Here is a 12,129-nt window from a genome sequence, read left to right on the forward strand (position 1 = left end):
CCGGCTCACCAGCGGGCAGGTAAGCTTTCAGCTTGTGCCGCGCATCAACGCCGCGGGACGCCTCGGTGATGGCGGGCTGGCCCTGCGCCTTTTGCGGCAAAAAGAATTTTCTGCCGCACTGCCCCTGGCCCAGCAGCTCGACCAGCTCAACACCGAACGCAAACAGGCGGAAAACGCCATCCACAGCGAGGCCCGAACTCAGGTCCTGGACATGCTCACCCGCGAACCAAGGGCCAGCCTTGTCCTGTACGGACAGGACTGGCACCCCGGCATCGTGGGTATTGTGGCTTCGCGCATTGTGGAAGAATTTTACCGGCCCACCATTATTCTCTGCCAGGATCAGGGCAGCCTGAAGGGGTCCGGCCGTTCCGTGCGGGAATTTGACTTGCACGCCGGTTTATGCCAGACCGCCGACAGCCTTTCGGGTTTCGGCGGCCACAGGCTGGCTGCGGGGCTTCGCCTGCCCCTGGAAAACCTGGCGCGCTTTCGCGCGGAATTTGAAAATTTTGTTACACAGCAGCTTGGCACAAATCCCCTCAGCCCCAGCCTGACGCTGGAATGCCAGCTGGATTTCGCCCAAGCCAGCAACCAGACCTTTCTTAAAGAACTGGAAATGCTCCAGCCTTTTGGCCCGGGCAATGCCGAACCGGTCTTTGCCTCACCCGCGCTTCTGGTCAAAGACCGCTCACCCTTGGGACGCGGCGGCGAACATGTGCGCCTGCGTCTTCAGGACGAGCACAGCGGCCTTATTCTCACAGCCAAAGCCTGGCGCATGGGCCAAACGCTGACATCTTCAATGGTCGGCAAGCGCATTCGCATCGCCTACACCCCCCGCCTTGATACCTACAACGGTATAACATCCGTTGATGTAGGCATCAAAGACTGGCAACCCGCCTCCTGACCATTACAGTCAGGCTAGAGCTGTGACAGGCAACGGGGAACAAATATTTCCGCCTGTCACAGGGTAATGCTTCTCCACACACTCCTGTCACACAGGTTGACCATTTTTTGCGATGTAACCACCGTATCCAATCACCACAGTCAACGAAAACGTATTGTCATGGCTGACAATTCATTTTAGCATTCTGATAGCATAGATATACTATGGGGCATAGTGATGTTGCAAAACCAATACCAAAGCTGGACAAACAGCAGCGCTGTTTCCAAGCCGCTGTTCGGAACCGAGCGGCGGATCCTGCTGCTGGTCATAACATCAATATTTTCCACAGCATTATTCACTGTTTTTGTTTTCCACCATTACCTTTCTTCTGAACTTAATTATAGAATACTGAGCCGTTCTGACGCCATCTTTTCCCTGCTGCTGAGCCGCATCCCCCCCCAGAGCATCACCGACATCCATACCGCTGACGACAGCAACAGCGCTTTGTATCAGCGAGTGCACGCCACTCTTGAAGGGGTGCGCAAAATCACGGCAGTGCGCTACCTGTACACGGCAAAACGCAATGCCGAAGGCCAGGCCATCTACGTTGTTGACGGACTGAACCCCGATTCCGAAGATTTTCGCTATCCGGGAAGCCTCATTGAAGACGAGGTGGCGCCCATGACGCACATCTGCCTTGACGGCAAATCATTCCTTGGAACCAAGGTAATGGACACCACCTGGGGAAAGATCATTCCAGCATGTGAACCCATAAAGCTGAACGGCGTTACCGTCGGTGCGCTGGTTATCGAGTTTGACGTCAATTCCTTTGCAGAAAGCGCACGGCGCTCGTCGCTGATCTGCCTGACGTTTTCCATCGGCTTTGCCGTGGCCGCGACAGCGGTCACCACATGGCTTTTGCGGAAGCTTTCCGTGCCGCTTTACCGAAAGCTGGCCTATACCGACCTGCTTACAGGCACACTCAACCGCAATGCCTTTGAAGAAAAGATCAGGCAGATAGATGAAAAAAAACAGCAGGACGGGCTGATCATACTGACCTGCGACATCAACATGCTCAAAAGAATCAATGACCAGGAGGGGCATGCGGCCGGGGATGCCCATATCCGCACCCTGGCCCGTCTGCTGGAAAACCACCTCATGGCTTTTGGAAAAACATACCGCATCGGCGGCGACGAATTCGCTTCACTGCTACACAATCTTGCGCCTGAAAACCTGGAAAAGAAAATGCAAAAGCTGTTTTCATTGACGGAAAAAATAAAAGTCAGCGGGTTTCCTTTTGTGTTTGCCTACGGCATGGCGCAATTTGATCCCAAGCAGGACAAGAGCGTGCACGATACCCTGAGACGCGCGGATGCCAAAATGTACGCGCATAAAAACCTGCTCAAGCAAACGGAAAACAAGAGCTTCTCATAACAGCACGTCTACAGTCTCCTCAATGGGAAGACATGAAAATGCTTGACGAAAGCAACCGTGAAAGTTTTTTGAACAAAAAACAGCGCAAAAAGCCCCTTTTGCCGGGCAGCGCGCCCAGACCGCAACGGCCCCCGCAAAATGTTTCTTTGCGGGGGCCGTTGCGGTCTGGCGTGTATCCAGCGGATGGTCAGGGGCGGGGCGGCACGGTGTGTGCCTCTTCAAAAAAAACCGCCGGCTGCAGTATGACAATCTCATCGCTGTTTTTGTCAAAATCCCACAAGCCCTGATCCTGAGCCTGGCGCATGACCTTATAGAGCGAAATGCGGTGCATGCCAAGCAGGTCGGCCATTTCTCTATAAGAAAGATCCCGCCTGGCCCGTAAGGGCGCAGACCCGGGAACCAGGCGCGAAGCGAGGTATTTGCACACTCTGGTCAGTTGCGACTCCAGACTGAGAGATACCAGATGCTGTGAAAGCAGCGTCACCTTGGTGGCATAACTCTGACAAAGGTTGAGCAGCAGCTCCGGCCGTTCTTTGCCAAGCATTTTCACGTCCTGCATGGTGAATGTATGTAAATAGCAGTTTTCCATGCATTCATGATAAAATCGTGCGTCTCCCGTCCGGATAAGACTCCTTTCCTGGTCGTTCGCAAAAAGCGGTGTTTCGTTAAAGCAACAGCCGTCTCCCAGGTACCAGAGGGTTTTCTCTCCGCCATCAGACGCCAGGGCCACCAGCCGTACCCTGCCGCTCACCAGAAAGTACATCCGCTCACTGTCGTCCGCGAATTTATAACCCTTTTTCCATTGGCGCGGCCTGCCTGTAATGACATCACGCCAACACTCGTTGTGTTTTACCAATTCTGTAAAAGACACGGCGTTCCCCCCATTGGAAGAGGTTGTACTCCTGCCAGACCTTGATTGAAAAACGGCATGGCAAGCCTGCATGGTCAGTGAACGTGAAAGCATATCATCCGACAGCCCGCCATTACGAGCTTTGCGGAAAGCAAAATTCGCCACAAAAAGAGCACGCGTTTTTCCGCGTGCGCCACTTTTGCCGGTTTCAAATTTCATGCTGTTACGGCATATTTTTCACGAACGCTATGGAACCACGCCGTTCTTGAAAGACTTATCGCATGGTTGTCCTGTCGTCCATCGTAACAGAGCAGAAAAGTGTTATTTTCTCTGTCGGCAAACTAACGCGCTCTTTTTGTGAATATTGTTGCAATAACAACATTTTCCGCCGTCTCCAAGGGCTAACATGCATTTTACCGACTATCTGTCCGCATCCGTCAGGGCAATACGGCCAGATTGTGCAAAAAAACGCCCGACCAAATGGAGGTTCTCATGGGCCACCCGACTATCTACCCCACCGGTGTCACGGTTTACAACCCTGAAAAAGCCTGGAGCGGCTTTACCATTATCCAGGCTCCCGACAACGGCGCCTTGCTGCTCGGCATGAACGGACACGAGATCCGCATGTGGAAAGACGTGCACGGCTTCCCCAACAAAATGTTCCCCGGCGGCATGCTTATGGGCAGCACCGGAACCCGTCACCCCAAGCACGGCCTTCAGGACCAGCTTGACCTCGTGCAGATCGACTGGGACGGCAACATTGTATGGAAGTTTGACCGTGCAGAATTTATTGAAGATCCGGGTATGGAAGGCCGCTGGATGGCTCGCCAGCACCACGATTTCCAGCGCGAAGGCAGCTCCACCGGCTATTACGCCCCCGGCCAGGAACCCAAGATCGATTCCGGTAACACCCTGGTTCTTTGCCATAAAAACACCATCAACCCCTACATCAGCGACAAAATGCTGGTTGATGACGTTATTTATGAAGTGACATGGGAAGGCGATATCGTGTGGGAATGGAACTGCGCCGACCACGCCGAAGATATGGGCTTTGACGAAGCGGCCCGCAACGCCATGTGCCGCGACCCCAACTTCCGCGGCGGCACCATCATGGAAAATGCCCCCGGCGTGGGCGACTGGATGCACGTCAACTCCATGTCCACCCTTGGACCCAACAAGTGGTTTGACGCCGGCGACGCCCGCTTCCATCCCGACAATATCATTATTGACGGCCGTGAAACCAACATCATCCTTATCCTCGACAAAAAGACCGGCAAAATAGTTTGGCAGCTTGGCCCCAACTATGACCGCACCCCCGAAGAAAAAGCCATCGGCTGGATCATCGGCCAGCACCACGCCCACATGATCCCCCGTGGCCTGCCGGGCGAAGGCAACATCCTTGTGTATGACAACGGCGGCTGGGGCGGTTACGGCAGCCCCAACCCCGGAGCGCCCCGCGGCGTCAAGGCTGCCCAGCGCGACTACTCCCGTGTGCTTGAAATAGACCCCGTTGCCATGAAGATCGTGTGGCAGTATACGCCGCACGAAGCAGGCTTCCTTGTGCCGCTGGACGCCTATCGCTTCTACAGCCCCTTCATCAGTTCGGCCCAGCGTCTGCCCAACGGCAACACCCTCATCTGCGAAGGTTCCGACGGCCGCGTGTTTGAAGTGACCGCCGAGCATGAAATCGTGTGGGAATACATCTGCCCCTACAAAGGCCACATCAGCCTGCCCATGAACTGGGTCTACCGCGCCTACCGGCTGCCCTACTCCTGGGTTCCCCAGGCGGATGCGCCGGAAGAAAAAGCCATTGAACCCCTGTCGGTGAAAGACTTCCGCGTACCTGGCGCGGCTCCCTTCGGGCCGATGTCCAGCGTCAAGGTCGAAGGCACCGTCGGCTACTACAGCGGCGCCGGGCACTGCGTGGCCGCCACCGAATAGACATTCCCCGTTTCGCTATCCCCTCCATGACCACGAGGCCCCGGTATCTGCCGCCGGGGCCTCATATTTTTATGCCACGGTACGCCCGGCCACGGTCACGGTCTTTTTGGATCAGACCATTTTTGTGAATACAGTCTCCGGGGCTGCCTGGTCCTGATCACGCTGCTCCGCAGCACATACGAAAAGGGCGGCGGGAAATTCCGCCGCCCCAGAACAGGATGTGTATCAACCGGAGCACGACAACTTTGAGAATAACCTTCGCAAAGCCTCCCGGCTCTCACTGCGGGCGCTTCCGGTACAGATAAACCGCGCTTGCACCCTTCGTGGCGGGCGTCTGCTCACGCAGCCGCCCAAGCAGGTTCAATCAAACTTGCTCCTAGAGCATTTAACACTTGAAACGCTCGCTTACGGCAGGCAAAAGCCTGCCTTCTCGCATTTCGTGGCAAGGATTTTCAAGAAAATCCTTGCAGAGCAGTTAACTCATTTCATTCGTTAACTACTCTAATCAGAACGTATAGCGGAAGCTGACGGAAACGCGCCAGTTGTCATCATACTGCGAATCCTCCACCCCATGCCAGGTGTCGGAATCAAGGTAAAGCTTCACATACGAACCTTCCAGGTTCACATGAAAATTTTCGTAAATCTTGTAGGTGTTGGAAAGGCTGGCTTCCCAGGCATGGTCTGTGGTGGTAAGATACGCCATAGGGCCGTCTGCTCTGGTGGGATAAGAGGTCATATTGGCGTTCTTGGGCATATCGGCGCTGTTGGTTCCCCAGAAGTAGGCAAACTTGAGCGTGTGCTTGAGGTCGTCAAGAATGCTCACGTCCTTGAGGCTCGCCACAACACCCGTCAGACCGCTGGGATTGTGTCCGAGCACTTTCCACGTATCCAGGTCAAAGAAGCCGCCGCCGAATCCCAAAGGCGTAACCGGCCAGGGAGAATTGAAGACCGGCAGACGTTCCGAACCGTTGTACGGATTATCGTCATCACCGCTGCCGTACCAGGCCAGAATCCCCGGTGTACCCCAATCCAGTTTGTAGTCTACGCGCATGGCTGCATACCAGCCTTCGCGGCGCAGCTGAAAGGTTTTGCCTGCCCCTTTCGGATCAAACAGGTTGTAGTTTTGCAGTTCGCCCATATCCACATAGCCGTAGGTGGCGTCAACAGCGAAATCCCACGGTTCCCACTGGCTCAGGTTGACAGTGATGCCGCCCCACCAGCCGTTGCCCCAGGTATTGTTGGCGTTGCGGTAATTCTTTTCAAAAGTCTGAAAATAGTTCATGCCGCTGCCGAGAACAGGCATGAGCCCGCCGCGCGGGGCATAGATGGCCGGCTCGCGCTGACCGGTATAGTCATTGATGCCGCGCAGGCTGTTTTCACCAATAAGGGCATACATGCCCCAGGGAGAAATTTTAAGCCCATCGGCCTTCATCGGCAACACCAGCGCGAAAACATCCAGGTTATCCAGATAGTTTTTGTCCAGCCTGCCGTTTTGCGTGTCTTGGGAGTTATCATTGTAGGGGCGGCCCCAGAACGCGGTTGCCCCCAAAGAAAAATCGTCATTTTTGTACACAGGGGTGTTTATCGTAATCCCTGCGGAAAACTGTCCGTATACGGCGCTCCAGTCCGTAACAAAACCGGGCAGCAGCATGGGCTGCAGGCCCATGCGCACCTTGGCTTCGGTCTTGGGGACAATCCAGTCAATATATGCCGCGCGTATGCCTACAACATTGCTGCCGTCAGCGCCCAGAGCCGCTCCGTCTTTGGCCGAACCCCAGTACTGGCCGTTGGTGCCTACAGTGATGATCAGGCTGCCCGATACATTTTCACTCGCCACAGCGTCTATCTGCGTGCGCAAACGCTGCAATGCCTGAAAGCTGTCGTTGCCGTGCACACCCAGCGGCGTGACGTTGGATGTTTCAAAGCTAAGCTCAAAAGCCCCTTTGACCTTGAAGTCAACTGCCTGGCCGCGGATCGGAATCAATACGGCCATGCAGCAAAGCAGCAGACCGGCAAGCTTATTGCCCATTGTTTTCATGTTCTCCTCCTGTGAAAATTGGTGCGGCCTCCTGCACCTCCCGTTACCTCCACAAGAGAAATGGCCTGTTATACGACTCGGCATTGTTGCGCATGCAACATTTTTTACAAAAAGTCCTTTTTTTCACATAAATTATAAAAACCAATATCCAATATAAATACAATAAATATTTACATTTTTAACATATGTGAAAAAAATCTTCCAAAAACGTTGCGTCAACAACAATAAAAAACCACCAACAAACTATTAATGGCACAACCTCCTTCTCCCGTTGATGTTTTTTCGAAAAGCCTGAAAAACTCAAGCTAGAGCAGTTTACGAATGAAACGAGTCAACTGCTCTGCAAGGATTTTCCTGAAAATCCTTGCCACGAAATGCGAGCAGGCAGGCTTTTGCCTGCCGTAAGCAAGCATTTCAAGTGTTAAATGCTCTAAAGACTAGAGCCAAAAGGGGAAATCCATGCCCGGCCAAGAAAAAATCAGCAACAATTATTTCGACGGTCTGAAAGTCTGCGGTCGCCATAAAGCCGTATTTTTCATTATTATGATGGCCTATTTTTGCGAACAGATGGACAACTGGAACTTCGGGTTCATCGCCCCGGCCCTGATGCAGCACTGGGGGCTGACCATGAAGGATATCGGCACGGTTACCTTCTGGTATTTTACGGCAATGACCTGCGGCGGATTTATGGGGGGCTTTATCTCGGACATGATCGGGCGACGCAAAACGTTCCTGATCGCCATCACCCTTTTCTCCACAGCCTCAATTATCAACGGACTCACTGACGATTTTCACATCTTTGTTGCGTCACGCGCCCTCACGGGATTTGGCGTCTTTTGCCTCATGGTCTGCTCACAGGCATATATTGCCGAAATGGCCCCTGCAGAAAGCCGGGGAAAGTGGCAAAACCTCGTGGCGGGCGTAGGTTTTTGCGCCGTGCCCGTTATCGGCATGCTCTGCCGGATCATTATTCCCTTGCATGAAGAAGCCTGGCGTTACATCTTCTACTTGGGCGGCATTGGCTATGTTGCCCTGTTCATCGCCTGGAAGTATCTGGACGAATCACCCCGCTGGCTTGTAAGCCGTGGGCGCATCAAGGAAGCCGAAGCGGTCATGCTTGACCTCACCCACATGAACATCGACCTTTCTGCGGCCGCCAGCAAGGTCAACACCAAAAAACCCCCGGTCAGCGAAGTATTGCTGGGCATGATCAGCCAGAAGTACATAAAGCGCACCCTGGTCATTCTTGTGCTTGTGCTCTGCACCAACCCGGCGACCTTTGTTGTGACAAACTGGACAGCCACCCTGCTCAAGGCTCATGGCTTTACTCTTGAAGAATGCCTGATGGCGACCACGCTTATTTCCATCGGCGTTCCCCTTGGCCTTTTTGCCTCAAGCACCTTTACCGATATGGGCGGACGCAAGATTCCCCTGGTGATCATGCTGGTCTGCATGGCCGTTCTGGCCCCCATCTTCGGCAACGTCAGCCTTTACTGGGTTGTCGTCGGCGTGGGCGCGCTGCTTACCGCTTTTGTCATGGGCCTGGGATTCACCATTTTCTCCTACACGGCCGAATCCTATCCCACGCATCTGCGTAACACCGCCACGGGTTTTCATTCTTCCATCGGCCGCCTTGCGGTAGCTTTTTCACAACCTCTCATTCCTGTTGTGTATGCAGCATACAGCTTTGACGGCGTGTTCTATATATTCAGTGCGCTCTGCATTGTACCCGCCATTGTGCTGGCTATATGGGGGGCGCGTACGGGCGGCAAGTCCCTTGAGGATATTGCCTAAACAACTGCATAAACCTTCCTGAGGCCGCGGCGCGAGCAGATGCGTAAGCCTGCTCGCGCCGCGCGGCCCCTTAACGGTAAACCGCCAAGGAGTATTGCCATGAGCATAACCCTTTACACCGCACCCGAATGCATCCGCTGCAAAATAGTCAAAAGCTTTCTTGCAGAGCGCGGGATGGAGTATGCCACAGTAGACTTCAAAGCTGATGCGCAAACCTTCAACACCTTCTATCGCGCCAACCGCAAGGCCATTTACCGCAATCCCGAAGGTGTGGAGTTTCCGCTGTTTGATGACGGCAAGGTCATCAAACAGGGATCCGGCGAAATCATCGCCTACCTGCTTTCCGGCCATGAGATGGAATGCTGCGTGACCAGAAGCGACATGCTTCACGGTAAAATTGCGGGCATCTATCCCTCCCGCTGCCCTGACGGCCAGGAAGAAAACCTGCTCATCCTTGTTGACCGCCTTGCCAAAGGCGGCCTTCAGGTCTGGCTGCAGGTGGACGGCCGCAAGCCCGCCCTGCTGGAAAAACTGCTGAACATCAAGGACGTACACGTCATCCTGAATGTCGTAGGCGGAGCAGATGCCGCTGAACGCATCTTCGGCGGCGCGCCCTCAAAAGAAGATCTGGCAAAAACCATTGCTCTTGTGCAGGCGTCTGCGGGCGGCATTATCCGCTTTTTGGCGGTCCCCCTCCCCGGCAACGACGGCCAGTGGGCATGGCCCCAGCGGACAGACGCGGCAGCAGCGGCACAGATGGTGGCCGAAGCCTGCGGTCAGCCCACCCTGCCCTATCTTATCACTGCCATCACCCCCGACATGGCCTGGGACATGCGTGGTCTGGAAGCCCTGCCCGAACAGAGCCTGCTCGTCTTCCGCTCCGCTTCCCGGCAGTTTCTTTTTAAAGCCGATATTGCGAAATAGGGGGCAGACGTGCAGTCTTTTGACGTAATCATCATTGGCGGAGGCCCCGGTGGAACCACGGCGGCCCGCATTCTGGCACAGGGCGGAAAAAAAATTGCTCTGATCGAAGACAGGCATTGGGGCGGCACATGCCTCAACTGCGGCTGCATCCCCACCAAGATGCTGCTTGGCGCGGTGGCTCCCGGCAGCATGCTGCGCGCGCAGGAACGGCTGCGGGTCGTCAAGGGCGACATGCAGGTGGACTTTACCGCCCTGCAAGGGCGCGTAAGCCGCTTCACCAAAGGCACAAGCCAGACACTTGCCAAAAGCCTGACCGGACTGGGCATCACCCTGTTTGAAGGGCGTGGCGTCTGCCTGGAGCGCAAAGACGGGCTGGCCCATGTGCGGATTGCCTGCGGTGAAGACCGGACGGATATTTCCGCCACCGATGTCATCCTGGCCTGCGGTACGTCATCGGCCGCATTTCCCGGCCTTGCGCCCGACCATCAGTGTGTTCTGGACAGCACCGACCTGCTGCAATCCACTACCATTCCAGAAAGCCTGATCATTGTGGGCGCCGGGGCCATTGGCCTTGAAATGGCCGACTTTTTTTCCAGTATGGGCAGCAAGGTCACGGTGGTGGAGGCGGCTGCGCATATCGCTCCCACCGAAGACGCGGATATTGCCAAAGAAATGCTCCGCGCCCTGACCAAGAGCGGCATCACCTGCCTTGAGGGGACCCGGGCCAAAGACCTGAGCACGGTTGACGGCAAGGCCCGGCTCAGCCTTGAGAACGGAACTGTCATCACGGCGGACAAAGCCCTGGTGGCCGTCGGCCGGAGCCCCAATACCGATGGACTTGGCGTGGAAAACCTGGGAGGAACGAAAAACCCCAGGGGCTACGCCCAGGTGGATGCAAACCTGCAATGCGCGCCCGGCCTGTACGCTGTGGGCGACATCAACGGAATCACCCTGCTGGCCCACGCGGCCGAGCATCAGGCAGCCTATGTGGCCCGCCGCATTCTCGGCCAGGCTGACGGACCTTATGAATCCGGCCCCGTGCCTTCCTGCGTGTATGGCGGCACGGAAATCATGCGCGTGGGACAGACTGCCGCCGCCTTGCTGCGGCAGGGCAAGTCCGTTGAGGTTTCACAAGCTCCTCTTTCTATGAATCCCATTGCGCAGGCAAGCGGCGGCACAGCCGGTTTTGTAAAGGTTGTCTGGCATGAAGGGCGCATGGAAGGCATTGCCGCCGTCGGCGCAGGCGTATCGCACCTTGTGACCGTAGCGCAGGTACTGCTCAAAGAAGGCTATAACGAACACAGACTGCACGAAATCATGTTTGCCCATCCCACGCTGGATGAAATTGTTCCCCTGGCTATCAGCGCTCCCCGAAAGACCGTTACTGCCGAATAATCGCTCACAGGCAAGGAGACATCATGAATTTTCCCAATGACAGAATTTACCATGCCGACCACCTCTGGGCTCAGGAGCAGGCAGACGGCTCATGGCTGATCGGCATTACCGATTACGCCCAGGACCAACTCGGCAGTGTTATCTTTGTGGACCTGCCCGGGCAGGGCGCACAATTCGAGCAGGGGCAGTCCTGCGCGTCCATTGAGTCGGTCAAGGTCACAAGCGACGCAATCATGCCCATTTCCGGCACAGTGCTGGCTGTGAACGAAGCCCTTGCAGATACGCCCGAACTGCTCAATACCGCTCCCTACGGCGAAGGCTGGCTCATACGGGTCACGGCGTCTCCCTATGATGAGGCTGCCTGCATAAGCAACGACGCCTATGCCGCCTTGGTCGGTGCGTAACATCACCTTTGCCCAGACCGCGAAAATCCCCGGCAGCAATGCTGCCGGGGATTTTTACATGAAAAAACAGTCCACTACATTCTGACGGCGTTTTTAATCTGCTCTAGAGCAATTCAACTTTTAAATTGCTCGGACGGCTGCGCGAGCAGACGTTCGCTACGGAGGCGTAAGCGCAGTTTATCTGCGCGGTTAAACGCCGAAGTGAGCGTGCCTTAACCTTTGAGAATGTATATTCTCAAAGTTAACCTGCTCTAGATGTAGAACCGCTTTACGTCATAACTGCCCTGCCGATGGCATCGGCAGGCAACAACCGTATGCAAAGACCGCCGCATGCAAAGACCGCCGCGCAAGCTTTCTGCCTGCAAACGCCGAGGCACTCCCCACAGCCTTGCAAATAAAGCCGCTCGCTCTGGCAGGCATCTACGGGGCTGCATGGCTGTCAATGTCGGTACTGCCATCCCTGACAACC

General features: G+C 55.2%; 9 protein-coding genes. 7 read left to right on the forward strand and 2 right to left on the reverse strand.

The features are described 5' to 3' along the window. On the forward strand, nucleotides 1–901 hold a 901-nt coding region (locus V6C16_RS01165; protein ID WP_333542727.1), incomplete at its 5' end, for a single-stranded-DNA-specific exonuclease RecJ. Nucleotides 902–1,117: 216 nt separating this feature from the next. Further along, nucleotides 1,118–2,314, forward strand: a complete 1,197-nt coding sequence (locus V6C16_RS01170) for a sensor domain-containing diguanylate cyclase (protein ID WP_333535623.1) — start codon at nucleotides 1,118–1,120, stop codon at nucleotides 2,312–2,314. A gap of 187 nt (nucleotides 2,315–2,501) precedes the next feature. Here the strand turns inward: V6C16_RS01170 and V6C16_RS01175 are convergent, their stop codons facing one another. After that, nucleotides 2,502–3,185 (reverse strand): Crp/Fnr family transcriptional regulator, encoded by a 684-nt coding sequence (locus V6C16_RS01175; RefSeq protein ID WP_333535624.1) that lies wholly within the window; start codon nucleotides 3,183–3,185, stop codon nucleotides 2,502–2,504. Between the two features lie 471 nt (nucleotides 3,186–3,656). Here V6C16_RS01175 and V6C16_RS01180 point away from each other — a divergent pair, with 471 nt between their 5' ends. Then, the gene (locus V6C16_RS01180) at nucleotides 3,657–5,105 is read left to right on the forward strand and encodes an aryl-sulfate sulfotransferase (protein ID WP_333542728.1); all 1,449 of its coding nucleotides are present in this window, start codon (nucleotides 3,657–3,659) and stop codon (nucleotides 5,103–5,105) included. A gap of 505 nt (nucleotides 5,106–5,610) precedes the next feature. Here the strand turns inward: V6C16_RS01180 and V6C16_RS01185 are convergent. Then, entirely contained in the window at nucleotides 5,611–7,143 is a 1,533-nt protein-coding gene (locus V6C16_RS01185) for an outer membrane homotrimeric porin (RefSeq protein ID WP_333536194.1), read from the reverse strand. 459 nt (nucleotides 7,144–7,602) lie between these two features. Between V6C16_RS01185 and V6C16_RS01190 the strand changes: the two genes are divergently transcribed. The 4 genes from V6C16_RS01190 (at nucleotide 7,603) to gcvH (ending at nucleotide 11,660) form a co-directional block, all read left to right on the forward strand. Continuing rightward, nucleotides 7,603–8,937, forward strand: a complete 1,335-nt coding sequence (locus V6C16_RS01190) for an MFS transporter (protein WP_333536193.1) — start codon at nucleotides 7,603–7,605, stop codon at nucleotides 8,935–8,937. 99 nt (nucleotides 8,938–9,036) lie between these two features. After that, nucleotides 9,037–9,861 (forward strand): hypothetical protein, encoded by an 825-nt coding sequence (locus V6C16_RS01195; protein WP_333542729.1) that lies wholly within the window; start codon nucleotides 9,037–9,039, stop codon nucleotides 9,859–9,861. 9 nt (nucleotides 9,862–9,870) lie between these two features. Next, the gene (locus tag V6C16_RS01200) at nucleotides 9,871–11,256 is read left to right on the forward strand and encodes a dihydrolipoyl dehydrogenase family protein (protein ID WP_333535634.1); all 1,386 of its coding nucleotides are present in this window, start codon (nucleotides 9,871–9,873) and stop codon (nucleotides 11,254–11,256) included. 23 nt (nucleotides 11,257–11,279) lie between these two features. Continuing rightward, entirely contained in the window at nucleotides 11,280–11,660 is a 381-nt protein-coding gene (gcvH, locus tag V6C16_RS01205) for a glycine cleavage system protein GcvH (RefSeq protein ID WP_333535635.1), read from the forward strand. The last annotated feature ends 469 nt before the right edge of the window (nucleotides 11,661–12,129 follow it).

It is taken from the genome of Desulfovibrio sp. 1188_IL3213 (assembly GCF_036763145.1).
GTDB lineage: Bacteria > Desulfobacterota > Desulfovibrionia > Desulfovibrionales > Desulfovibrionaceae > Desulfovibrio.

Bases quoted from the DNA above. Each gene is read 5' to 3' on its own strand.
- V6C16_RS01195 (WP_333542729.1), top strand. From the start codon at position 9,037: ATGAGCATAACCCTTTACACCGCACCCGAATGCATCCGCTGCAAAATA.
- V6C16_RS01185 (WP_333536194.1), bottom strand. From the start codon at position 7,143: ATGAAAACAATGGGCAATAAGCTTGCCGGTCTGCTGCTTTGCTGCATG.
- gcvH (WP_333535635.1), top strand. From the start codon at position 11,280: ATGAATTTTCCCAATGACAGAATTTACCATGCCGACCACCTCTGGGCT.
- V6C16_RS01170 (WP_333535623.1), top strand. From the start codon at position 1,118: ATGTTGCAAAACCAATACCAAAGCTGGACAAACAGCAGCGCTGTTTCC.
- V6C16_RS01180 (WP_333542728.1), top strand. From the start codon at position 3,657: ATGGGCCACCCGACTATCTACCCCACCGGTGTCACGGTTTACAACCCT.
- V6C16_RS01190 (WP_333536193.1), top strand. From the start codon at position 7,603: ATGCCCGGCCAAGAAAAAATCAGCAACAATTATTTCGACGGTCTGAAA.